Source organism: Herbaspirillum chlorophenolicum (assembly GCF_001189955.1).
Taxonomy (GTDB): Bacteria; Pseudomonadota; Gammaproteobacteria; order Burkholderiales; family Burkholderiaceae_D; genus Herbaspirillum; species Herbaspirillum chlorophenolicum.
In genome coordinates this window covers 21,524-44,458 of record NZ_LFLT01000012.1, presented here as the reverse complement: position 1 = coordinate 44,458, position 22,935 = coordinate 21,524, and the positions used below count along the sequence as shown (strand labels likewise).

20 protein-coding genes are annotated in these 22,935 nt (G+C 63.1%); 11 read left to right on the top strand and 9 right to left on the bottom strand.

All coding sequences use genetic code 11. From position 1 onward, the window contains the following. The first annotated feature begins 268 nt into the window (after positions 1 to 268). Positions 269 to 1,771, top strand: a complete 1,503-nt coding sequence (locus AKL28_RS09900) for a M81 family metallopeptidase (protein ID WP_050467966.1) — start codon at positions 269 to 271, stop codon at positions 1,769 to 1,771. Positions 1,772 to 1,781: 10 nt separating this feature from the next. On the opposite strand, the gene AKL28_RS09895 is transcribed toward AKL28_RS09900, so the two are convergent. Next, positions 1,782 to 2,516, bottom strand: a complete 735-nt coding sequence (locus AKL28_RS09895; protein ID WP_231602386.1) for a substrate-binding periplasmic protein — start codon at positions 2,514 to 2,516, stop codon at positions 1,782 to 1,784. Continuing rightward, complete coding sequence (locus AKL28_RS24390; protein ID WP_156226286.1) at positions 2,513 to 2,911, bottom strand: hypothetical protein; 399 nt, start codon at positions 2,909 to 2,911, stop codon at positions 2,513 to 2,515. Before AKL28_RS24390 ends, AKL28_RS09895 begins: the two co-directional genes overlap by 4 nt. On the opposite strand from AKL28_RS24390, the gene AKL28_RS09890 reads away from it, so the two are divergent. Then, entirely contained in the window at positions 2,911 to 4,656 is a 1,746-nt protein-coding gene (locus AKL28_RS09890) for an IlvD/Edd family dehydratase (protein ID WP_050467964.1), read from the top strand. The two genes, AKL28_RS24390 and AKL28_RS09890, sit on opposite strands and share 1 nt — an antisense overlap. Here AKL28_RS09890 and AKL28_RS09885 read toward each other — a convergent pair. Next, a complete protein-coding gene (locus AKL28_RS09885; RefSeq protein WP_050467963.1) occupies positions 4,653 to 5,546 on the bottom strand; it encodes a LysR family transcriptional regulator in 894 nt (297 codons plus the stop codon). The genes AKL28_RS09890 and AKL28_RS09885 overlap by 4 nt on opposite strands. 157 nt (positions 5,547 to 5,703) lie before the next feature. Between AKL28_RS09885 and rarD the strand changes: the two genes are divergently transcribed. Next, positions 5,704 to 6,597 carry an EamA family transporter RarD gene (gene rarD, locus AKL28_RS09880; RefSeq protein WP_050467962.1) on the top strand — a complete coding sequence of 298 codons (894 nt, stop codon included), beginning with the start codon at positions 5,704 to 5,706 and terminating at the stop codon, positions 6,595 to 6,597. Positions 6,598 to 6,799: 202 nt separating this feature from the next. Continuing rightward, a complete protein-coding gene (locus AKL28_RS09875; RefSeq protein WP_231602385.1) occupies positions 6,800 to 8,278 on the top strand; it encodes a sensor domain-containing diguanylate cyclase in 1,479 nt (492 codons plus the stop codon). Positions 8,279 to 8,393: 115 nt separating this feature from the next. Here the strand turns inward: AKL28_RS09875 and AKL28_RS09870 are convergent, their stop codons facing one another. Next, positions 8,394 to 9,395, bottom strand: a complete 1,002-nt coding sequence (locus tag AKL28_RS09870; RefSeq protein ID WP_050467960.1) for a class 1 fructose-bisphosphatase — start codon at positions 9,393 to 9,395, stop codon at positions 8,394 to 8,396. Positions 9,396 to 9,440: 45 nt separating this feature from the next. After that, on the bottom strand, positions 9,441 to 12,134 hold the full coding sequence (gene pepN / locus AKL28_RS09865; protein ID WP_050467959.1) for an aminopeptidase N: 2,694 nt from the start codon (positions 12,132 to 12,134) through the stop codon (positions 9,441 to 9,443). Between the two features lie 476 nt (positions 12,135 to 12,610). Here pepN and AKL28_RS09860 point away from each other — a divergent pair, with 476 nt between their 5' ends. Next, on the top strand, positions 12,611 to 13,255 hold the full coding sequence (locus AKL28_RS09860; RefSeq protein ID WP_050467958.1) for a DUF4136 domain-containing protein: 645 nt from the start codon (positions 12,611 to 12,613) through the stop codon (positions 13,253 to 13,255). A 70-nt stretch (positions 13,256 to 13,325) separates the two neighbouring features. Here AKL28_RS09860 and AKL28_RS24820 read toward each other — a convergent pair whose 3' ends face one another. The 4 genes from AKL28_RS24820 to AKL28_RS09845 form a co-directional block, all read right to left on the bottom strand. Then, entirely contained in the window at positions 13,326 to 13,496 is a 171-nt protein-coding gene (locus AKL28_RS24820) for a hypothetical protein (RefSeq protein ID WP_169801800.1), read from the bottom strand. Between the two features lie 25 nt (positions 13,497 to 13,521). After that, positions 13,522 to 14,496 (bottom strand): quinone oxidoreductase family protein, encoded by a 975-nt coding sequence (locus tag AKL28_RS09855; protein ID WP_050467957.1) that lies wholly within the window; start codon positions 14,494 to 14,496, stop codon positions 13,522 to 13,524. 30 nt (positions 14,497 to 14,526) lie between these two features. Continuing rightward, the gene (locus tag AKL28_RS09850) at positions 14,527 to 15,441 is read right to left on the bottom strand and encodes a DMT family transporter (RefSeq protein WP_174525328.1); all 915 of its coding nucleotides are present in this window, start codon (positions 15,439 to 15,441) and stop codon (positions 14,527 to 14,529) included. Between the two features lie 84 nt (positions 15,442 to 15,525). Next, positions 15,526 to 17,157, bottom strand: coding sequence for a helicase HerA-like C-terminal domain-containing protein (locus tag AKL28_RS09845; RefSeq protein WP_050467956.1), 1,632 nt, complete (start codon positions 17,155 to 17,157; stop codon positions 15,526 to 15,528). A 155-nt stretch (positions 17,158 to 17,312) separates the two neighbouring features. Between AKL28_RS09845 and AKL28_RS09840 the strand changes: the two genes are divergently transcribed. From AKL28_RS09840 to rsfS, 6 genes are all read left to right on the top strand, one after another. Further along, positions 17,313 to 18,038 (top strand): YebC/PmpR family DNA-binding transcriptional regulator, encoded by a 726-nt coding sequence (locus tag AKL28_RS09840; RefSeq protein ID WP_050467955.1) that lies wholly within the window; start codon positions 17,313 to 17,315, stop codon positions 18,036 to 18,038. A 60-nt stretch (positions 18,039 to 18,098) separates the two neighbouring features. Then, the gene (gene purD, locus AKL28_RS09835; RefSeq protein ID WP_050467954.1) at positions 18,099 to 19,367 is read left to right on the top strand and encodes a phosphoribosylamine--glycine ligase; all 1,269 of its coding nucleotides are present in this window, start codon (positions 18,099 to 18,101) and stop codon (positions 19,365 to 19,367) included. A gap of 263 nt (positions 19,368 to 19,630) precedes the next feature. Next, positions 19,631 to 20,461, top strand: coding sequence for a mechanosensitive ion channel family protein (locus tag AKL28_RS09830; protein WP_050467953.1), 831 nt, complete (start codon positions 19,631 to 19,633; stop codon positions 20,459 to 20,461). Between the two features lie 118 nt (positions 20,462 to 20,579). Further along, positions 20,580 to 21,491, top strand: a complete 912-nt coding sequence (gene hemF / locus AKL28_RS09825) for an oxygen-dependent coproporphyrinogen oxidase (RefSeq protein ID WP_050467952.1) — start codon at positions 20,580 to 20,582, stop codon at positions 21,489 to 21,491. Next, the gene (locus tag AKL28_RS09820) at positions 21,491 to 22,162 is read left to right on the top strand and encodes a nicotinate-nucleotide adenylyltransferase (protein ID WP_050467951.1); all 672 of its coding nucleotides are present in this window, start codon (positions 21,491 to 21,493) and stop codon (positions 22,160 to 22,162) included. The genes hemF and AKL28_RS09820 overlap by 1 nt, the downstream gene beginning before the upstream one ends. Further along, complete coding sequence (gene rsfS, locus AKL28_RS09815) at positions 22,162 to 22,929, top strand: ribosome silencing factor (protein ID WP_050467950.1); 768 nt, start codon at positions 22,162 to 22,164, stop codon at positions 22,927 to 22,929. The genes AKL28_RS09820 and rsfS overlap by 1 nt, the downstream gene beginning before the upstream one ends. Positions 22,930 to 22,935 lie beyond the last annotated feature (6 nt).

Sequence of the window (22,935 nt, the reverse complement as noted above, 5' to 3'; positions counted from 1 at the left end):
ATCGCCCCTTTTCCCATCAGCCGGGAAGCTAGCTGATCCTTGGGAGTTCGAGGCAAAGTGCGAAATTTTAGGATCTGGCCATGACCAGGAGAAATGAATTTTCGGAATTAACTTATGCGATATTCGACTGTAGCCGAAGGGTTCTCATGCTGCCAGCACCATTATGATCGAGTCTGGCTACCCATGCTTTCCAGCATGTTTCTCGCGACAACTTATTTGGCTTCGCCCTTTTTTACTTGATTGACTTGATCGATTCTCAGGATCTCGCATGCGCATCGCCATTGGCGGCTTCCAGCACGAAACCAATACGTTCTCCCCCACGCCTACCCGCTGGCAGGATTTTCTCGCCGCCGACACCTGGCCCGGTCTCTTGCAAGGCCCGGCGCTGCTGGAAGAGCTGACGCCGGCCGGCGGCGCCCAGCCGCGCAATATCCCGATTGCGGGCTTCATTGGCGCAGCGCGGGATGGTGCGCATACGCTGGTTCCCGTGTCCTGGTGCGCCGCCGGCCCCTCCGGCCGTGTGACCGAGGACGCCTTCGAGCGCATCGTGGCGCTGCTGCTGGAGGGCATCGTCCAGGCGCAGGCCGACGCCGTCTATCTCGACTTGCACGGCGCCATGGCCGCCGAACACATCGACGACGCCGACGGCGAAATCCTGCGCCGCGTACGCCTGGCCATTGGAGACGATATCCCGCTGGTAGCCAGCCTGGACCTGCATGCCAATGTCTCGCCGCTGATGGTCGACAGCGCCGACCTGCTGCTGGTCTATCGCACCTATCCGCATGTGGACATGGCGACTACCGGCGCGCGCGCCTATGCCTGGCTGGTGCGCCGGCTGCAGGGCATGCCGCGCCCGCAGGCGGCGTGGCGCCGCATCCCCTTTCTCATTCCGATCTGCTGGCAATACACCGGCGCCGAACCGGCCCGCTCGCTGCGGCAACTGCAAGAGGCGCTCGACAGCGACACACTGGCCGCCGGACTGGCAATGGGTTTTCCTGCGGCCGATGCCGACAAATGCGGCCCGGCGGTATGGGCATATGCGGCCTGCGCCGACGATGCGCGCGCCGCGGCCGACCAGTTGGCCGCGGCCGTCGAGGCCGCCGAATCCGGTTTCGCCGGCGAAATCCTTGATGCACGCGATGCCGTCGCCCGTGCCCAGGATCTGCTGCGTTCACAAGGCGCAACCGGCCCGGTCATCATCGCCGACGGCCAGGATAATCCCGGCGCCGGAGGCAGCGCCGACACGACCGGTCTATTGCGCGCCCTGGTCGCGGCCGACGCACGCAACGCCGTCATCGGCCTGCTGGTCGATGCACAGGCTGCGGCGCAAGCCCATGCGGCCGGCGCAAGCGCCGAGCTGCACCTGGCGCTCGGCGGCAAATCCGGGCTCGCCGGCGATGCGCCTTTCGAAGCAAGGTTCCGCGTCATGCGCGTGCATCACGGCGATGTCGATGCCACCGGCAGCGTCTTCAAGGGTTACCGGCTCACGCTGGGCCCATCGGCACTGCTGCAGATCGGCGGCGTGCAGGTCATCGTCGTTTCCCAGCCGATTCAGCTGATTGATCTGGCGCTGCTGCGTTTCGTCGGCCTGGAGCCGGAAACGCTGGACATCATCGCCGTCAAGAGCGTCGTGCATTTCCGCGCCGACTTCGAACCGCTGGCGCGTGCCGTTCTCCTGTGCGCTTCACCGGGTGCCTTTGCGCTCGATCCCTCGGCGTTGCCTTGGACGAAGCTTCCTGGCGACATACGCCGCAAGCCGGCGTCACCCTGAAGTCGCCACATTATTTTGCCGGTGGGATAACCGCATCGGCTGTTTTCCCCTTGGCGGGCGGATCGATCTTGAGTGCAGAGGTATAACGCTCCAGAATCGCCTGCAACTCGCCGCGCTTTTGCATCGACTCCAGCTGGACATTGATCCTGGGCAGATACTTGACGCAAGGGTTCGCCTTGCTCAGGGCAATGAAATTATCCGTCGCGCTCACGTACGGCTTGAGCGCCATGAAACGGTCGGCCTGCCTGCTCTGGTTCAGATAGATCATGCCGCTGTAATAGCCGGTGATGAGATAGTCGATGCTGCCGGTATCGAGCTTGCTGAAGTTCATATAAGCCTTCTGCGCCTGCTCCACCTTGAGGTTGTCGCGCAGAAATTCGTCGAAACCACCGCCGAACTGGTTGCCCATCGTGATGGCGCCACGCTTGCCGACCAGGTCCTTCCAGCCTGAATAGCTGAAGCTGCGGTCGCGCGCGACAAATACCGCAATCGGATTCGAAAAAAGCGGAACCGTCGTAAAGGCAAGATATTGCTGGCGCTCAGGCGTGTTCTTCAGGGAAGCCACCATGGCCACCTCGCCGCTTTCCGCCTCCTTCAGCACGCGATGGAACGGACCCACATAGCGCACCTCGAATGGGATTTCCAACGCGGTCAATGCGCGCGAAGCGATTTCGATACTGGCGCCGGTCAGGCGCTTGCCGTCGTACCAGTGCAAAGGCGCATAGTCGGAATCGGCCGATATCACGACTTTCGTGCATTCGGCCCCTTGCGCTGCCGTGGCGATGACCATGGTCGCAGCAGGCCGGCGGGCAGGAATCTCTTCATGGAATCTCCTCTGTGCCGAACGGCGCCGGGTCGGGCCGCCCGCTTCCCTTGTATTTTTTGGTGCGATAAAACCAGCATAACAGCAACTTGCGGCGGTGCAACCGCAATCCGGCTTCCCTTAACAAAATCGGCACAGCGATACAACGCCCCCCTGCCATCCGAACCAAAAAAACTTTTTGGTTTGAAGATCAAGACAAGCGCTGTTTGCATCTCCATCCCTTTGAAATACTTGCCGTATTTGAAAGGATGATCATGAGTCTCCTTCTCATTCGTTTGAACATCCTTCTCTAAAAACGATACAAAGGAGACCAGCAATGAGCAAGAAACCGTCAGCCGATGGCAAGACGCAGCCCGCCACAGGCATGCGCCGCGGATTGACTTCATACGGCGACCAGGGATTTTCGCTGTTCCTGCGCAAGGCGTTCATCAAGGGCGCCGGCTATACCGACGATGCACTGGCCCGCCCGGTGATCGGCATCGTCAACACCGGCAGCGCCTACAATCCCTGCCACGGCAACATGCCGCAGCTGATCGAGGCGGTCAAACGCGGCATCATGCTGGCCGGCGGCTTGCCGATGGACTTTCCCACCATCTCTATCCACGAGAGCTTCGCCGCGCCCACGTCGATGTATCTGCGCAATCTGATGTCGATGGATACGGAAGAAATGATCCGTGCCCAGCCCATGGATGCCGTCGTGCTGATCGGCGGCTGCGACAAAACGGTGCCGGCGCAGTTGATGGGCGCAGCCTCGGCCAACATTCCCGCGATCCAGCTCATCACCGGCTCGATGCTGACCGGATCGCACCGCTCCGAGCGCGTAGGCGCCTGCACCGATTGCCGCCGCTACTGGGCCAGGTACCGCGCCGAAGACATCGACGATGAGGAAATTGCCGACGTCAACAACCAGTTGGTCGCCAGCGTCGGCACCTGTTCGGTGATGGGCACGGCCAGCACGATGGCTTGCATCGCCGAGGCCATCGGCATGACGGTGGCCGGCGGCGCCTCGCCGCCGGCGGTGACCGCTGACCGCATCCGGGTGGCGGAAGAGACCGGTACGCGCGCCGTGCAACTGGCGCACAGCGGCCTGACAATCGACAAGATCCTGACCGAAAAATCTTTCGACAACGCCCTGCGGGTACTGCTGGCCATCGGCGGCTCAACCAATGCCATCGTGCACCTGGCCGCCATCGCCGGACGCGTAGGCCTGGAAATCGACCTCGCCAAACTCGACCGCATGGGGCGCGAGACACCGGTGCTGCTCGATCTCAAACCCACAGGTTCGCACTACATGGAAGATTTGCACAAGGCCGGCGGCGTCGCCACCTTGCTGCGCGAACTGAAGCCGTTGCTGCACCTGGATGCGATGACGGTCAACGGCATCACGCTGGGCGAGCAATTGGAAGCGCAAGGCCCCGGCTTCGCGCAGGAAGTGGTGCGCAGCGTCGGCAATCCGATTTATCCGCAAGGCGGACTGGCGGTGTTGCGCGGCAACCTGGCGCCCGGTGGCGCCATCATCAAGCAATCGGCGGCCGATCCGACACTGATGGAACATGAGGGCCGTGCGGTAGTGTTCGATAACCTGCAGGATCTGGCCGAACGCATCGACGACGAATCGCTCGACGTCAATGCCGACGACATGCTGGTGCTCAAGAACATCGGCCCGCTGGGTGCGCCCGGCATGCCGGAGGCAGGCTACATCCCGATCCCGCGCAAGCTGGCGCGCCAGGGCGTCAAGGACATGGTGCGCATTTCAGACGGCCGCATGAGCGGCACCGCGTTCGGCTCCATCGTGCTGCACGTTACGCCCGAGGCAGCCATTGGCGGCCCGCTGGCATATGTGCGCACGGGCGACCGTATCCGGCTGTCGGTGTCCAGGCGTGAAATTTCCTTGCTGGTTTCCGAACAGGAACTGGCCAGGCGCGCGCAAGAGCATCCGATCGTCAAACCCGCCGCCGGACGCGGTTACCGCAAACTGTTCCTGGAGAACGTGACGCAAGCCGACAAGGGCGTTGATTTCGAATTCCTGCGTGCGGAAAACCTGCAGCGCAAAGACACTTAGCCCGCACTCGCCCGATTCTCGGCGAACGCCCTCACCGCCTCGTCGGCAAACACGCGCGCCAGCGCCACATGCGGCGAATGGCGCGCAGTGATCAGGCCGACGCGGCGTACCGGCGCACGGTCCGGCAGCTCGACCTTCACCAGTGCCAGGCCGCCTTCCCACAACGCCGACCAGTCCGGCAGCAGCGATACGCCCAGGCCTTTGCCGACCATCGCCGCAATCGCCAACAGGCTGTCGATCTCCAATCGCTGGTGCGGCACGATGTCGTGGTCACGCAAATAGCGGTCGGCCAATTGGCCGCCCAGCACGTTGCGGTTGTAGCGGATGAAGGGTTCATGCCGCAACAGTTCGTGCGCGCTTTTCCCTTCGTTGCCGGCCGGTGCGATCACCACCAGCGGCTCATCCATCAGCGGCAGCCATTCGCAGGTCTTGGGCACGGCAAACTGCGGTTCCACCACCACGGCGGCATCGAGCTCACCCGCCGCAACCTTGCGGCACAATTCAACCGAGGCGCCCGGTTCGACGAAAATACTGACGTTGGGGTAACAGCGATAGAAACGCTGCAGCAGCGACGGCAATACGCTGGTCATGGCCGAGACGAACGCGCCAAGGCGCAGCTCGCCGACCGCGCCTGCACCATCGCGCGCCAGCGCCTGCATGTCGCGTGCCGAGCGCAGCAAGGCATGCGCGCTTTCCAGCACTTTCAATCCTTGGGCAGTGGGCCGCACGGAACGTCCCGAGCGCTGGATCAGCGGCGCCGCCAGGCTTTCTTCCAGCGAACGCACGCGCGCGGCCACTGCGGCAGCGGTCAGATCCAGCCGGCGGGCGGCTTCCGCGAGCGAACCGCTTTCCACCACGGCGACGAAACTTTGCACATATCGGATATCCATCGGAGCCGGTCTCATCCATCATTTTATTTATCCACGCAGTGTAACGCGCCGAAACTGCACGCGCTGCCCGGCCTCTGACGCGGACATCCGCATGCCGTAGAATCGCGTCTTTGCCGATGCGCAACCCATGCGTCCCGGCCAACCCAACTGGCATCGTATGAATCACCCTGAAACCGTCCGCGGCATCGGCCTGTCGGTACTGGCGTCCACGCTGTTCGCCCTCCTCTCCGGCTATACCCGCCTGCTGGCGCCGCTCGACGGCATGGACATCTTCGCCTGGCGCATCGTCTGGACCACGGTAGCGGTGCTGGCCGTGATCGCCTGGCGCCGTCATGGTGCGCAACTGAAAACGGCTTGCTGCGAGATCGCCCGCGATCCTGGCAAATGCATCTCGTTGCTGGCCATGGCCGCCATGCTGGGCGTGCAGCAATGGCTGTTCTTGTGGGCGCCGGTCAACGGCCGTGCGCTGGAGGTATCGCTGGGGTATTTCCTGCTGCCGCTCACGATGGTGCTGGTGGGACGTTTCCATTATGGCGAGCGGCTGAATTTGCTGCAGCGCATGGCGGTGCTCTGTGCACTGGCCGGCGTAGCGCACGAGCTGTGGATGACGCGTGCGTTTTCATGGCCCACGCTGCTGGTGGCGCTGGGTTATCCGCCCTACTTCATCTTGCGCCGCCGCATCAAGCTGGATTCGCTGCTGCTCTTCACGATCGAATTGCTGCTGCTGCTGCCGGCAGCCGTGCTGGCCCTGGCGTTGAGCGACGCGTTCCCGCTGACGGTACGGGAACCCGCGATGTATCTGTTGCTGCCCGGGCTGGGCATACTCAGCATGGTGGCGCTGACATGCTATTTGCGCGCCGGCAAATTGCTGCCGATGGGATTGTTCGGCATCCTCGGCTATGTCGAACCGGTGCTGCTGGTGTTTGTCGCCATGGCCGTGCTGGGTGAATCGCTCGGCGCTGCCCAGTTGGGCACTTATGTGCCGATCTGGATATCGGTGGGACTCACCGCCATCCACAGCGTGCGGCTCATGCGCAGGCCGGTGAATTAAGCATGTTTTCCCCTTCACTTTTCCGACTGCGGACTTGACCTTCTATCTATACTGATCCTTACGGCGGCCAACCGCGGGGACAAAACAGGCGGCCGATTCCGATTCGGGGGGTATCCGCATGCAAGCGATACGGCTAGGGGAACACCAGGAAAAGACGCATCCCGTATCAAAACGCGCCAGACTCTTTGTCGTCCTGACCTGTGTGGCCATTACGTTACTGCACGGATGGCAAAGCTGGAGTGCCAGGCACAGCGACCTGGACAACGCCCGGATCGCTTCCGGCAACATGGCCAAGGCACTGTCACAGCATGCCAACGATGCGTTCCAGGCCATCGATGGGCTGCTGCTCAATGTGACCGACCGTGTTTCCGCGCTGGGCATGGGCAGCCCCCTGGTGATGGAGATGGCGCCATTGCTGCACCGCCTTTCCGAAGAAATGCCGGAACTGGACGGCCTGCTGATCTGCGACGAACTGGGCTACTGGGTCGTCAATTCATCCGGCGAGTCGCATCTGGACGGCAACAACAGTGACCGCCCCTATTTCATCTACCACCGCGACCACGACGAGCGCACTCCGCTGATCGGCGCCGTATTGCGCAGCCGCAGCACGAATCGCTGGGTCATTCCGATCTCCCGGCGCATCAATCATCGTGACGGCAGTTTTGCCGGCGTCGCGCTGGCGACGATAGACCTGGCCTACTTCACCAGGTTCTACAGCACCTTCGATGTCGGCACAAAAGGCTCCATCGGGTTGCTGTTGCGCAATGGGACGCTGCTCACACGCCAGCCTTTCGATGACAAACTGATCAACCGGGACTTCAGCGACAGCCTGCTTTTCCGCCGGTTGCTGCCGGCCGCGCCGAACGGTTCCATCGCCAACAATTCGCGCATCGATGGCGTGCGCAGGTTGTTCAGCTACCAGGCGATCAAGAAATATCCGGTGGTGGTCACGGTGGCCTTGTCTGAGGACGATGTGCTGGCCGACTGGTATCAGGAAACGCTGGTCTACAGTATGGGCGTCCTGATCCTGCTGCTGATGATCGCCACCTTCGGCTGGCGCCTGATCGGCCAGATCGAGTTGCGCCTGCAAGCCGAGCTGAAAGCCCTCAAAGCCAAAGACGAACTGCAGGAGTTGAACCGTACCCTGGAAATGCTGGCGCACCGGGATGGCCTGACCGGGCTGGCCAACCGCCGCCATTTCGACGACATGCTGGAGAAGGAGTACCGGCGCGCCTGCCGGGGTGGCGGGCCATTGTCGCTGGTGCTGATCGATGTCGATTTCTTCAAGCAATACAACGACATCTATGGCCACCAGGCCGGCGACGAATGCCTGCGCCAGATCGGGAAAGTGCTAAAAGGCATGGAGCGCAGGCCGGCCGATCTGGCAGTACGCTACGGCGGTGAAGAGATGCTGTTGCTGCTGCCCGATACCGACGAAGCCGGCGCGGCGCAAATGGCCGAAACAATCCGCGCCGGCATCCAGGCACTGGGCATTGCGCACAGCGCAAACCCGGCCGGTGTCGTTACCGTGAGCGCAGGCGTCAATAGCATCCTGCCCGGCAGGCAACACATCCCGCCGATAGATGAGCTGGTCGGGCAAGCCGACGCCGCGCTGTACGAAGCCAAGCGCGGTGGACGCAACCAGGTTCGGCAGGCCAGGCAAATGCCCGATACGGCTTGATCCGGGAAAATCGCGGCAAGAAAAACGGCGCCCGCATGTTTCATGCCGGCGCCGTTTCCGATGGTGCGCAAGCCGCCATGCGACGGCTTGCCGTTTTATTCCCGCTTATTCCCGTTTATTCCTTGTGATAGGAAGTGACGCGCTCCACCTCGTTCTTCGATCCCAGGAACACGGCCACGCGCTGGTGCAGCTTTTCCGGCTGGATGTCGAGGATGCGCTGGTTGCCGTCGGTGGCGGCGCCGCCGGCCTGCTCGACGATGAAGGCCATCGGATTGGCTTCATACATCAGGCGCAGCTTGCCCGGCTTTTCGGGTTCGCGGGCGTCGGCCGGGTACATGAAGATGCCGCCGCGGTTCAGGATGCGATGCACATCGGCCACCATCGAGGCGATCCAGCGCATGTTGAAGTCCTTGCCGCGCGGTCCGGTGGTGCCGGCCAGCATTTCGTCGACGTAACGCTTGACCGGCGGGAACCAGTGGCGCTGGTTGGAAGCGTTGATGGCGAATTCCTTGGTGTCGGCCGGAATCTGGATGTCCTTTTGCGTGAGCACCCAGGCGCCCATTTCACGGTCCAGCGTGAAGCAATGCACGCCGTCGCCGGTGGTCAGCACCAGCACGGTCTGCGGGCCGTACACGGCATAGCCGGCGGCGACCTGCCTGGTGCCGGGCTGCATGAAGTCTTTTTCGCTCGGCTCGGTCATGCCGTCCGGCGCCTTCAGCACCGAGAAGATGGTGCCGATGGAGACGTTGACGTCGATGTTGGAAGAGCCGTCCAGCGGATCGAACATCAGCAGGTATTCGCCCTTCGGATAGCGGTTGGGGATGCGGTGGATGGTCTCCATTTCCTCGGATGCCATGGCTGCCAGGTGGCCGCCCCATTCGTTGGCTTCCAGCAGGATCTCGTTGGAGATCACGTCCAGCTTCTTCTGCACCTCGCCCTGCACGTTTTCGCTGCCGGCGCTGCCCAGCACCTCGCCCAGCGCGCCCTTGCCGACGGCGTGCGAAATCGATTTGCAGGCGCGGCCGACGACTTCGATCAGGAGGCGCAGTTCGGATGGGATCTTGTTGTGCAGGCGCTGCTGCTCAATCAAGTGTTGCGTGAGGCTGATGCGTTTCATGGTGTGGTCTTCCCTGTTTGAAAATGATGAATGCTGTATTTGCGCTCAATTCGCCAGCGCCTTGGTGACGACTTCGGAAACGTCGCGCGACAAATTGGGCGACGACGCCACCTGCTGCAGCGCCAGGCGCATCTTTTCCTGCAGCGCCGGGGTGTATTTGCGCCAGCGGTCCAAGCTGCGCGCCAGACGCGCGGCGACTTGCGGATTGCTGCCGTTGAGTGCGATGACCTGTTCGGCCCAGAAGCTGTAGCCATTGCCGTCCAGCGCATGGAACGCCGAAGGATTGCCGTTGCAGAAACTGAAGATCAGGCTGCGCGCGCGATTGGGATTCTTGAGCGTGAATGCGGGATGCCCGGCCAGCGAGCGCACGGTGTTGACATCAGCATCGCGGGCCGTGGCCTGCAGCGTGAACCACTTGTCGATCACCAGCGCCTCGGCTTCGAATTCGTCGTAGAAACCTTGCAGCGCTTCGCTCTTGCCGCTGGCGGTACTGTTGAGCAGCGCCGCCAGCGCGGCCAGGCGGTCGGTCATGTTGTTGGCCTCTTCGTCCTGGCACTGTGCCAATGACAGCGCTTCTGCATCATCCAGCTCGGCCAGATAAGAGAGCGCCACATTCTTGAGTGCGCGGCGGCCGGCCGAGGCGGCATCCGGGCTGTAGGCGCCGGGCGTCCGGTTGGCGCGATAGGCCGCCAGCAGGTCGTCGCGCAGCTCGCGCGCCAGCGAACGGCGCAGGAACTGGCGGGCGATGTGGATCGCATGCGGATCGATCACTTCCATCTGCTCGGCAATCATGGTCTCGGACGGCAGCGTCAGCGCCAGTTCGCGGAATGCCGGGTCGAGCGACTCGTCGTTGAGCGTGGCGCGCAGCGCATCGGCCAGAGCGCCGTCGTGCTCGATGTTGTTGAGCACGGTATCGACCGCCACCACATGGCCGGACTGGCGCGCGGCCTGCACCGCCACCGTGAGGTTCAGCAGGCGGCGCATGGCCAGGCGCTGCCCGGCCTCCCAGCGGTTGAACGGGTCGCTGTCGTGCGCCATCAGGAAGGCCAGCTCGGCGTCGCTGTAGTCGACCTTCAACACCACCGGCGCCGAGAAGCCGCGCAGGATCGACGGCACCGGCGCCTCGTTGACGCCGGTAAAGCGGAAAGTCTGCCTGGCCTTGGTCAACTCCAGCACGCGGGTGCCGGTTGCATCCGCGCCGCTCTCGCCTTCGAGCTTCAGGGGCATGTCGCGTCCCTTGACGTCCAGCAGGCCGACGGCGACGGGGATATGGAAAGGCTGTTTCTTCTTCTGGCCGGGTGTGGCGGGGCAGGTTTGTTCCAGCGTCAGTTCCAGGATTTTTCCCTTGGCGTCGTAACGCGCGCTGGCATCGACCTGCGGTGTGCCGGACTGGCTGTACCAGCGTTCGAACTGGGTCAGGTCGCGCTTGTTGGCATCGGCCATGGCGGCGCGGAAGTCGTCGCAGGTCACGGCCTGGCCGTCATGGCGCTTGAAGTACAGGTCCATGCCCTTGCGAAAGCCCTTGCGGCCCAGCAGGGTCTGATACATGCGCACCACTTCGGCGCCTTTTTCGTAAATGGTGACGGTGTAGAAGTTGTTGATCTCGACGTAGGAGTCGGGGCGCACCGGGTGCGCCATCGGGCCGGCATCCTCGGGGAATTGCGCCTGGCGCAGCACGCGCACGTCGTCGATGCGCTTGACCGCGCGGCCGCTGTCGGTGCCGATCATGTCGGCCGAGAATTCCTGGTCGCGGAAGACCGTGAGGCCTTCCTTCAACGACAGCTGGAACCAGTCGCGGCAGGTCACGCGGTTGCCGGTCCAGTTGTGGAAGTATTCGTGCCCGACCACCGCTTCGATGTTGGCGAAGTCGACATCGGTGGCGATGCGCGGGTTGGCCAGCACGTACTTGGTGTTGAAAATGTTCAGGCCCTTGTTTTCCATCGCGCCCATGTTGAAGTCGCCGACGGCGACGATCATGAAGCGGTCCAGGTCCAGCTCCAGGCCGAAACGCTCGACGTCCCAGGCGATACTGTTCTTGAGCGAATCCATCGCATGCTGGGTCTTGTCGAGGTTGCCCTCTTCCACCCACACCTGCAGCAGCACTTCGCGGCCGGACTTGAGCTTGTACTTCTCTTCCTGGCAGACCAGGTCGCCGGCCACCAGCGCGAACAGGTAGGACGGCTTCTTGAACGGGTCTTCCCACTTGGCATAGTGGCGGCCGCCGGGCAGGTCGCCCTGTTCGACCAGGTTGCCGTTGGACAGCAGCACCGGATATTTCTTCTTGTCGGCGCGCAACATGACGGTGTATTTGGCCATCACGTCCGGACGGTCCGGGAAGAAGGTGATCTTGCGGAAACCTTCGGCTTCGCACTGGGTGAAGAAATTGCCGTTGGAAACGTACAGGCCCATCAGCGAAGTATTGCGGTCGGGATGGGTGACCGTCTCGATTTCCAGCACGGCCTTGGCCGGCGCCGCAGGAATGGTCAGCACGTGGCCGGCCAGGCGGTAGTCGCCCTTGGCCAGCGTCTTGCCGTTGAGGCGCAGGGCGACCAGTTCCAGCTCTTCGCCGAACAGGACGATGTCGCGGCCGGCCGCAGCCGGGTTGCGGTACATGGCGATGCGGGTCGCCACGCGGGTGGCAGCGGGCTCGAGGTCAAATCCCATTTCAACGGTGTCGACCAGGTAATTGGGAGCGGCGTAGTCTTTACGATGGATCGTCTGTGGCGTATCGGTGCGCATGGAGCCTATCCGGGAAAGGAAATGAAGAAAAATGGGCCGCAAATGGGCCAAAGCCAGATTTTACCAATCAACCCACGCGTCGCGGGCAGAAAGGCTGAAATCACGGCGATGAACCGGCTGTCCGGCCACCTCTGGCACAGACCCGTGCAGGCGCCGAACGTTCTCACCCCATCAGCGCCAGGCATGGATTTTTACGCAGATGTGCGCCGCTTGATGCCATGGCGCAAACCGCTTTTGCGCCGCCGCACTACAATAGACCCCGGGAAATAGGCATCGGACGAAAATAGTGCGCGATGCCATGCTTGTCCGGGATCAAACGACGCCGCCCCAGGTCGAAGCTTCATCGTCCCATTGGCCCTCATGCCGGCGCGCCGATACCCAGAACTACCGACTACCCAGTCCAACGCCAGGTTCCAGAAACCTGTTCACACGCTTTCGAGCCGGGAACAGTTCGTTATATTGATTGGAGATATGCCATGAAACGCTGGCTCTTTTTATTCATCGCGGCAGCCAGCCTGCTGCTGTCCGGCTGCGCTTCCGTGGTCGAAAGCGATGTGACCGCCTTCCACGCATGGCCTGCCGATGCCAACGGCAAATCCTACGTGTTCGTCCCTGCCAAGGAGCAGGAGAACAATCTCGAATACAGCAACTACGCCCAGTTGATCCGCCAGCAGTTGCAAACCCTGGGCTTCACCGAGGCGGCCGACAAGAAGTCGGCACAGCTCGCCGTCAGTTTCCGCTATGGCATCAACACCGAACAGGTGGTGGTCAGCCGCCCGGCCTATGATCCGTTCTTCTACGGCCCGGCCCCTGGCTGGGGACGCTTCGGCCCCTACCCTTACGGCCCCTACGGGCCTTTCTACGATCCGTTCTGGTACGGCGGCCCGATGCAGACCACCAGCTATCCGGTTTTCCTGCGCCGCCTGCAGATCGGCATCGCCAACGCGGGCGACGGCAAGACGCTGTATGACGTGGTGGTCGACAGCGACGGCAACCGCGGTGGACTGGCGGCGGCCATGCCCTACATGGTGCGTGCTGCCTTCTCCGAATTTCCCGGCCCCAGCGGCGTGACCCGGCATATCAAGATCCAGGTCGAGAAAGACGGCAAGCCCGCGCCATGAACCTCGCGCGAATGCCGTGGCCATGCGGCCACGGCAAACGACGCGTCAGCGCCTGGCCAAACCGTGACGATTACGAAAAATAGGCTTCGCTGCCAAAGGTAATCGCCACAATCAGCAACACGGCGCAAATCAGCACGATCAGCAGCCGCCCGAATTTGGGCGAACCGTCATCCCCTGCCGGCTGCTCCGGCGGATGTCCCATCGGGTTGCGTTGCCCGGGATCATTCTGCGAATCATTCATGGCATTGGCCTCCAGGCGTCGTGGCTCAGGGAATCAGGATAGTCGAACCGGTGGTCTTGCGCGCTTCCAGGTCGGCATGCGCCTGCCCCGCATCCTTGAGCGCATAGCGCTGGTTGATTTCGATACTGATCTTCTTGCTTTCGACCATGCCGAACAGGTCGGCGGCGGTAGCATCAAGGTCTGCACGGGTCGCGGTGTAGTTGCCCAGCGATGGCCGGGTCAGGAACAGCGAACCGCGCGAGGCCAGTTCCGACACGCCGAACGGCGCAACCGGGCCGGAAGCATTACCGAAGCTGACCATCATGCCGCGCGGGCGCAGGCAGTCCAGCGAACCGATGAAGGTATCCTTGCCGATCGAATCGTAGACCACCGGCACGCCTTTGCCGCCGGTGATTTCCTTGACGCGTTCGACGAAATTCTCTGTCTTGTAATTGATCACGTGGGTGCAGCCGTGCTTCAGCGCCAGCGCCGCCTTTTCCTCGCTGCTGACGGTGCCGATCACGTTCACACCCAGCGCGCGCGCCCATTGGCAGGCAATCAGGCCGATACCGCCGGCGGCGGCGTGGAACAGGATGGTTTCGCCGGCCTTGATCGGATAGGTCTGGCGCAGCAGGTATTGCACGGTCATCCCTTGCAGCATCATGGCGGCCGCAGTGTCGAAGCTGATCGAATCGGGCAGCTTGACCAGAATGTCAGCCGGCATCACACGCTCTTCGGCATAAGCGCCATTGGGACGACCCGCATAACCTACGCGGTCGCCCACCTTGAAGCCTGCCACCCCTGGGCCGACTGCCTCGATGGTGCCGGCTGCCTCTTGCCCCAAACCGGCAGGCAGCGGCTGCGGATACAGGCCCGAACGGAAATACACATCGATGAAGTTCAGGCCGACCGCCGCGTGGCGGATGCGCACCTCGCCCGGCCCTGGATCGCCCACCTCGACGTCGACGTATTCCATCACCTCGGGGCCACCGGTCTTGCTCATGCGGATTGCTTTTGCCATGTCAGTCTCCTTGTTCGGTTTAACGGATGTTCAAATTTTCTTGCGCGACAGCAGCCAAATCCCCGACAGCACCAGCGCCGTGCCGGTCAGCTGGATGCCGGTAATGGGTTCATCCAGCAACGCGGCGCCCATGAACAGCGTCGATACCGGCCCCACCAGCCCGGCCTGGGCGGCGGTCGGGGCGCCGATGCGCGCCACCGCAACCATGGTCAGGAACACCGGCAGCACCGTGCAGAACACGGAGTTGAACAGCGATAGCTGGTAGACGCCCGCAGCCTGGACGAACAATTCCGAAGGCGTGCGCAAGATGAAGAACTGGATCACACAGGCGACGGTGGACACGCACATCGCATACGCCACCAGCCGGATCGCGCCGACGCGGCGCACCAGCTCGCCGGAAGAGATCAGGTAGATCGAATAGGTGAAGGCGGAGCCCAGCACCAGCACGCTGCCCAGGATGACATTGCTGCCGCCGGCGTTCAGGTCGTGCAGCAGCACCAGCACGGTGCCGAAGTAAGACACGACCAGCGCCGCCCACTCGATCCAGCCGACACGGCGCTTGAAGAAAGCGAAGGCGATCAGCATGACGAAGGATGGCGTCAGGAACAGGATCAGCCGTTCCAGCCCGGCCGAGATGTATTGCAGGCCGAGGAAGTCGAGGAAACTGGACAGGTAATACCCCATCAGGCCCAGCACCGTGATGCGCAGGTAGTCGGAGCGCGCCAGCGGCGGTTCGCTGCGGGCTTTCCAGATCGCCACCGCGAAGAACATCGGGAAGGCGAAGATCATGCGCAAGGTGATCACCATCACGGCGTCGACCTGATAGCGGTACATCAGCTTGGCGACGATGGCTTTGGCGGAAAAGAAAATGGCGCCGACGATAGCCAGCAGCAAACCGCCGAGGAAGGCCTGGCGATGGGAAGAGTGATGGGCAATGGCGGTCATGGCCGCGATTGTAAACCGTACGGCGGATGGCTGCCGGAGACGGCCCATCCGGACGCGCCCGCCGCCCGGAACCGGTTCAGGTTCTTAGCGCTTCTTCATCAGCGAGCCCAGCACGCCGCGGATGATTTCGCGCCCGACCTGCGAGCCGATGCTGCGCGCGGCCGACTTGACCATCGCCTGCAGCGGCGAATCGCTGCGGCGGCTGCCTGTGCCGTTGCCGAAGATGCCGCCGGCGGCATCCTTGAGCAAGTCGCCCAGGCCGCCCTCTTCTTGTTGCTGCGGTGGCTGGGGCGCCGGGCTGGCTGCGCCGCCGGACGCGCGCGTGCCGGGCACGGTGGATTGCGGCGGCTGCGGGGTGCGCCCGGCCGAAGCGCCCCAGGCATTGTCGTCAGCCGGAGCGGACTGAGGTGCCTGCTGTTGCGGCGCCTGCGGCTGCTGGACTGCGCGGCCTTTAAGGCGTTCATAGGCGGACTCCCGGTCGATTGCCTGTTCGTAGATGCCGGCCACCAGTGAAGCGGCAATCAACGCGCGCCGCTCGTCATCGGTTACCGGGCCGATCTGTGAGGCCGGGGTCAGCACGTAACCGCGCTCGACCACGTTGGGACGGCCTTTTTCATCCAGGAAGGAGACCAGCGCCTCTCCCACGGCCAGCTCGGTAATGGCTTGCGCGGTATTGAGCTTGGGATTGGCGCGGAAAGTCTCGGCGGCGGCTTGCACCGCCTTCTGGTCGCGCGGGGTGTAGGCCCGCAGCGCGTGCTGCACACGGTTGCCGAGCTGACCCAGCACGGTGTCGGGGATGTCCAGCGGGTTCTGCGTGACGAAGTACACACCCACGCCCTTGGAGCGGATCAGGCGCACCACCTGCTCGATCTTCTGCAAGAGCGGCTTGGGCGCCTCGTCGAACAGCAGGTGGGCCTCGTCGAAGAAGAAGGCCATCTTGGGCTTGTCGAGGTCGCCCACTTCGGGCAGGTGCTCGAACAGTTCGGACAGCATCCACAGCAGGAAGGTGGAATACAGGCGCGGCGCGTTGAGCAGCTTGTCGGCCGACAGGATGTTGATGATGCCTTTCCCCGTGGCGTCGGTCTGCATCCAGTCCTCGATGTTGAGCATGGGCTCGCCGAAGAATTTATCGCCGCCCTGCTCATCGATGGCGATCAGTCCGCGCTGGATGGCCCCGATGCTGGCCGCGGAGATGTTGCCATATTCGGTCTTGAACTCGGCCGCATGATCGCCCACGTGCTGCAGCATGGCGCGCAGGTCCTTGGTGTCGAGCAGCAGCAGGCCATTGTCGTCGGCGATCTTGAACACGAGCTGGAGCACACCTTGCTGGGTATCGTTCAGGTTCAGCATGCGCGCCAGCATCAACGGCCCCATATCCGAGATCGTGGCGCGCACCGGATGCCCCTTTTCGCCATAAACATCCCAGAACGCCACCGGAGCGGCAGCCCAGGCCGGCTCGGGCAGAGCCAGTTGCGCCAGGCGCTCCTTGAGCTTGGGCGAGGCGCTGCCGGCCTTGCCCAGGCCTGACAAGTCGCCCTTGACGTCGGCCATGAACACCGGCACGCCGATATCCGACAACGCCTGGGCCAGCACCTGCAGCGTCACCGTCTTGCCGGTGCCGGTGGCGCCGGTGATGCAACCGTGGCGGTTGGCCAACTGCGGCAACAGGCTCAGTTGCTGCGCGGCGTTCTGTGCGATGGGAAGCGGATTGGTCATGGTCTGGAGGCTCTCCGGGCAAAAAATCGGGGGATGGCGATATGGTAAAATTCTGGCCCGATTATAGTCAGATCCCACCCCGGAAATGTTCCCAATGTTCCCGGCATGTGCACTGATGCGTTCTGGCATTACTTATCTCGCAAGAAAGATCCAACATGGCTGGACACAGCAAATGGGCCAATATCCAACACCGTAAAGGCCGTCAGGACGAAAGGCGCGGCCGTATCTGGACCCGCCTGATCAAGGAAATCACCGTGGCTGCCCGCATGGGCGGCGGCGACCCGGACGCCAATCCGCGCCTGCGCCTGGCAGTGGACCGCGCCTCCGACGCCAACATGCCCAAGGACAACGTGACCCGCGCCATCCAGCGCGGCACCGGCGCCCTGGACGGCGTGAACTACGAGGAAGTGCGCTACGAAGGCTACGGCATCAACGGTGCCGCCATCATCGTCGATTGCATGACCGACAACCGCGTGCGTACCGTGGCAGAAGTGCGCCACGCCTTTTCCAAGTTCGGCGGCAACATGGGCACCGAAGGCTCGGTGGCCTTCCTGTTCAAGCACTGCGGCCAATTGATGTACGCGCCCGGCACTGACGAGAACGCCGTGATGGAAGCCGCGCTGGAAGCCGGCGCCGAAGACGTGATCACCGACGATGAAGGCGGTATCGAGGTGCTGACCGGCCCCAACGACTTCTCCGCCGTCAAGGCTGCGATGGAAGCCGCCGGCTTCAAGGCCGAAGTGGCGGAAATCACCATGAAGCCTTCGACCGAGACCGTATTTTCCGGCGAAGACGGTGTAAAAATGCAGAAACTGCTGGACGCGCTGGAGAACCTGGACGATACCCAGGAACTCTATACCAACGCCGTCATTGAAGAATAATCCGCCACTCCTGCTCCGCTTTTCAGCGCATTTTTCAGCTCATTTTTTAAGCGAATCCACATGAAAATCCTAGTTGTCGGCTCCGGTGGCCGTGAACATGCCTTGGCCTGGTCCATTGCCAAGTCGCCGCGCATCCAGACTGTCTACGTCGCGCCCGGCAATGGCGGCACCGCGCTGGACGAACGCTTGCAAAACATCGCCATCACCGACCCGGCCGCGCTGGCCGACTTTGTCGAACAGGAGCATGTCGCGCTGACCGTGGTCGGCCCGGAAGCGCCGCTGGCAGCCGGTATCGTCAACGTGTTCCGCGCCCGCGGCCTGAAAGTCTTCGGCCCCACCAAGGAAGCGGCCCAGCTGGAAAGCTCCAAGGACTTCGCCAAGGCCTTCATGAAGCGCCACGCGATCCCGACCGCCGAATACCAGACCTTTTCGGACGTGAAAGCGGCGCATGACTACATCGCGCAAAAGGGCGCGCCCATCGTGATCAAGGCCGACGGCCTGGCCGCCGGCAAGGGCGTGGTGGTTGCCATGACGCTGGAAGAAGCGCACTCGGCCATCGACATGATGCTGTCGGACAACAAGCTGGGCGACGCCAGCGCACGCGTGGTGATTGAGGAATTCCTGAGCGGCGAGGAAGCCAGCTTCATCGTCATGGTGGACGGCAAGAATATCCTGCCGCTGGCCACCAGCCAGGATCACAAGCGCCTGCAGGACAACGACCAGGGCCCCAACACCGGCGGCATGGGCGCCTACTCGCCCGCCCCCATCGTCACCCCGGCGCTGCATGCGCGCGTGATGCGCGAGATCATCGTCCCGACCGTGCAGGGCATGGCCAAGGACGGCATCCCGTTCTCCGGCTTCCTGTACGCCGGCCTGATGATCGACGACGAAGGCACCCCGAAGACGCTGGAATTCAACTGCCGCATGGGCGACCCGGAAACCCAGCCGATCATGGCGCGCCTGAAGACCGACCTGCTGACGGTGTTCGAGCATGCGGTGTCCGGCACGCTGGACAAGGTCGAACTGGAATGGGACCGCCGCACCGCGCTGGGCGTGGTGATGGCGGCATACAACTATCCCGACACTCCGCGCAACGGCGACCTGATCACCGACATCCCGGCCGAGACGCCCGATTGCGTGACCTTCCACGCCGGCACCACCCTGACCGGCGACAAGCTGACCACCTCGGGCGGCCGCGTGCTGTGCGTGGTGGGCCTGGGCGACAGCGTCAAGGTTGCCCAGAAGCATGCCTATGCTGCCGCCGACCTGATCCATTTCGAAGGTTCGCAGATGCGCCGCGACATCGGCTGGCGCGCGCTGAAGCGCTGAGAGCACTGAACTCGCCGGCCGGCGCTGTTCAAGCACCGGCCAGACGAAGAAAATGACCACTCCCCCGCAAAGCAGGCCGTTTGCGGGGGAGCGTTCTTTTTGGGCGGCTCCATCGCATAAAATCTCTGTCGTATTGCAACAAATGTGCGCCACGGCGAACTAATCAACTTGCGCAAGCCCTCTTGCCCTTGTCATTTTGATAAATTCGAGACGGCCTGCCGCATCCCAAGACGAAAAGCACAAAAGCAGAAAAGGAACCTCGCATGCAACAACATCTCCTCAACCTCGACACGCTGATCAACCTCTACCTGGTGCCTTTCGGCCTGAAGGTGATCGCCGCCATCGCCATCTGGATCATCGGCGGGATCCTCATCAATACCTTGGCCAAGGTGGTGCGGCGCGTGCTCACCGCCCGCCAGCTTGAGGCGACGCTGATCAACTATGCGATCTCCGTCACCCACGTGGTCCTGCGCATCCTGCTGGTGATGGGCATCCTGGAAGTGTGCGGCATCCCCACCACCTCGTTCGCCGCCATGATCGGTGCGGTCGGCGTGGCGCTGGGCGTGGCCTGGTCGGGCCTCCTGGCCAACTTCGCTGCCGGCATCTTCCTGGTGGTGCTGCGCCCGTTCAAGGTCGGCGACTACATCACCGCCGCCGGCCAGACCGGTACCGTCTCCGACATCGGTCTGGTCACCACCACCATGACCACCGACAACAACCTGCGCGTCATCATCGGCAACAACAAGCTGTTTTCGGACAACATCATCAATTTCAACGTCAACGCCACCCGCCGCACCGACCTGCGTTGCCAGATTGCCTACGGCGTCAACCCGCAGGAGGCCATCGCGCGCCTGATGGAGCGCGTCAAGGCCATTCCCAATGTGCTGGAAAACCCGGCGCCGTCGATCGTCATCTTGGAGTTCAACGCCACCGGCACGCTGCTGGCGCTGCGTATCTATGCCTCTACGCCTAATTTCGGGCAGGTCTCCAACGATGTCCAGAACGCCATCGCCGAGGTGTGCCTGAAGCAAGGCTGGCCGGCGCCGGCTACCTACCAGGTGGCAGTACCTGTGGCGCAACCGCCTCAGACCTGACCGAAAGTTGTGGCAAACCGGCCCGGCACCCGCCGGGCTTTTCTTTTGCCCGCCCCGGCAGGGGCTCGGCAAGGTACAATCGCGTGGTATTTGTAACCGTGCCCCTGAGCGACACGCCGTGACCACCTCCCCGAACGCCACCTCTTCCGTCAAAGCTTACCTGCAGGATTTGCAACACCGCATCGTCGCCGCCCTTGAACAGGCCGACGGCAAGTCCTTCCTGTCCGATTCGTGGGTTCGCCCCGAAGGCGGTGGCGGGACTTCGCGGCTGCTGGAAGAAGGCAATGTGCTGGAGCGCGGCGGCGTGGGCTTTTCGCACGTGATGGGCAAGAATCTGCCGCCTTCGGCCGCCGCCAACCGCCCGCACATCGCCGGGCGCGAATGGGAGGCGATGGGGGTGTCGCTGGTGCTGCATCCGCGTAATCCGTACATCCCGACGGTGCACATGAACGTGCGCTTCTTCACCACCCATGCAGAAGGTGAAGAGCCGGTGTGGTGGTTCGGCGGCGGCATGGACCTGACGCCCTATTACGGCTTTGCCGAAGACGCGCAGCATTTCCATCGCACCTGCCGCGACGCGCTGGCGCCCTATGGTGAAGATCTCTATCCGCGCTTCAAGAAGTGGTGCGACGAATATTTCTACCTGAAGCACCGCCAGGAACCCCGCGGCGTAGGCGGAATCTTCTTCGACGATTTCAATGCGTTGCCCTTCGACCAGGCCTTCGCCATGCAGCGCAGCGTGGGCGATGCCTTCCTGGACGCCTACCTGCCGATCCTGCAAGCGCGCCGCGACATGCCCTACGGCGAACGCGAACGCGACTTCCAGGCCTACCGCCGCGGCCGCTATGTCGAATTCAACCTGGTGTTCGACCGCGGCACGCTGTTCGGCCTGCAGTCGGGCGGACGGACGGAATCGATCCTGATGTCGATGCCGCCGCTGGTGAAATGGCGCTACAACTGGCAGCCCGAGCCCGGCAGCGCCGAAGCGCGGCTGTACTCGGACTTCCTGGTGCACAAGGAATGGCTGTAATGGCGCCGCCTGCGCAGGCGGCGCAGCGCTGCGTTGCCGTTCTGGGAGGCAGCTTCGATCCGGTGCACAATGGCCATGTGCTGCTGGCCGAGCATTTCGTCCGCTTGCTGCAGCCCGACGAGCTGCGCGTGATTCCCACCGGCAACCCCTGGCAAAAACACGGGCTGCAGGCCTCCCCGTCCGACCGGGTGGAGATGGTGCGGCGCGCTTTCGATACGCAGCAAGTGCCGGTCGTGATCGACGAGCAGGAAATTCGCCGCTCCACCGCCACCTATACCATCGACACCCTGCGCGCCCTGCGCGCGGAACTCGGCCCTTCCGTCTCCATCGTATTTTTGATGGGGGCCGACCAGTTGCTGCACCTGGATACCTGGCAGCACTGGCAAGCCTTATTTGATTACGCGCACCTGTGCGCCGCTTCGCGCCCGGGCTTCAACCTGGCCGAAGCACATGTGCCGCCGGCGGTGATGGACGAGTTCCAGCGCCGTGGCGGCAGCCCGCAAGACATACGCAGCACCACGCACGGATACGGCTACCTGGCCTCCGGGCTGGCGGTCGACATTTCATCGACCGAAATCCGTGCACAGCTGCAACGCGGCACCCGTCCTGATTCGCTGATTCCGGCCAGGGTGCTAGACTATATCGAACAACAACATCTGTACCGAAACTAATGGATATCAAAAAACTGCAAACCCTGGTCGTGGACGCGCTGGAAGACGTCAAAGCGCAAGAAATCCGCATCTTCGACACCACCCACCTGACCAGCCTGTTCGACCGCGTGGCAATCGCCTCCGGCACCTCGAACCGCCAGACCAAGGCGCTTGCCTCCTCGGTGCGCGACAAGGTCAAGGCCAAGGGCGGCCATGTCATCAGCATCGAAGGCGAAGACACCGGCGAATGGGTGCTGGTCGACCTGGGCGACATGATCGTCCACATCATGCAGCCTGCGATCCGCACGTATTACCGCCTGGAAGAGATCTGGGGCGACAAGGAAGTCAAGCTGGGCGCCGCCAAGCGCACCGGCACGTCGGCCGCTGCCAAGCGCGTTGCCGACCAGGCTGCCGATGCGCCGGCGCCCAAGATCCGCCGCACCAGGGCCCAGGCAGAAGCCGTCGAAGCCAGCCAGGCGCTGGACGATGACGACGACGCGCCGAAGAAGCCGGCCCGCAAGCCGCGCACGACTACTGCCGCCGGCGCTACTGCCACGGCGTCCAGGCGTACCACGGGCACGGCCACGCGTACGACACGCACCACCGGCACCAAGGCGACCGCACCCAAGACCACCACCACCCGCGCCACCACGACGCGCAGTACCACGGCCAAGGCCGGCAGCAAGACCGCCGCGTCCAAGACCCCGGTCGGCAAGACCGTGCGCGTGGCTGCCGCCAAGAGCGAGACTGCCAAGAAACCGGCCGCCAAGCGCACCACCAAAGCCTGACGCCTG

Excerpts from the sequence above, each read along its gene's own strand:
- AKL28_RS09900 (WP_050467966.1), top strand. The coding sequence starts at position 269 with ATGCGCATCGCCATTGGCGGCTTCCAGCACGAAACCAATACGTTCTCC.
- AKL28_RS09890 (WP_050467964.1), top strand. The coding sequence starts at position 2,911 with ATGAGCAAGAAACCGTCAGCCGATGGCAAGACGCAGCCCGCCACAGGC.
- AKL28_RS09885 (WP_050467963.1), bottom strand. The coding sequence starts at position 5,546 with ATGGATATCCGATATGTGCAAAGTTTCGTCGCCGTGGTGGAAAGCGGT.
- rarD (WP_050467962.1), top strand. The coding sequence starts at position 5,704 with ATGAATCACCCTGAAACCGTCCGCGGCATCGGCCTGTCGGTACTGGCG.
- AKL28_RS09870 (WP_050467960.1), bottom strand. The coding sequence starts at position 9,395 with ATGAAACGCATCAGCCTCACGCAACACTTGATTGAGCAGCAGCGCCTG.
- pepN (WP_050467959.1), bottom strand. The coding sequence starts at position 12,134 with ATGCGCACCGATACGCCACAGACGATCCATCGTAAAGACTACGCCGCT.
- AKL28_RS09860 (WP_050467958.1), top strand. The coding sequence starts at position 12,611 with ATGAAACGCTGGCTCTTTTTATTCATCGCGGCAGCCAGCCTGCTGCTG.
- AKL28_RS24820 (WP_169801800.1), bottom strand. The coding sequence starts at position 13,496 with ATGAATGATTCGCAGAATGATCCCGGGCAACGCAACCCGATGGGACAT.
- AKL28_RS09855 (WP_050467957.1), bottom strand. The coding sequence starts at position 14,496 with ATGGCAAAAGCAATCCGCATGAGCAAGACCGGTGGCCCCGAGGTGATG.
- AKL28_RS09850 (WP_174525328.1), bottom strand. The coding sequence starts at position 15,441 with ATGACCGCCATTGCCCATCACTCTTCCCATCGCCAGGCCTTCCTCGGC.
- AKL28_RS09845 (WP_050467956.1), bottom strand. The coding sequence starts at position 17,157 with ATGACCAATCCGCTTCCCATCGCACAGAACGCCGCGCAGCAACTGAGC.
- AKL28_RS09840 (WP_050467955.1), top strand. The coding sequence starts at position 17,313 with ATGGCTGGACACAGCAAATGGGCCAATATCCAACACCGTAAAGGCCGT.
- purD (WP_050467954.1), top strand. The coding sequence starts at position 18,099 with ATGAAAATCCTAGTTGTCGGCTCCGGTGGCCGTGAACATGCCTTGGCC.
- AKL28_RS09830 (WP_050467953.1), top strand. The coding sequence starts at position 19,631 with ATGCAACAACATCTCCTCAACCTCGACACGCTGATCAACCTCTACCTG.
- AKL28_RS09820 (WP_050467951.1), top strand. The coding sequence starts at position 21,491 with ATGGCGCCGCCTGCGCAGGCGGCGCAGCGCTGCGTTGCCGTTCTGGGA.
- rsfS (WP_050467950.1), top strand. The coding sequence starts at position 22,162 with ATGGATATCAAAAAACTGCAAACCCTGGTCGTGGACGCGCTGGAAGAC.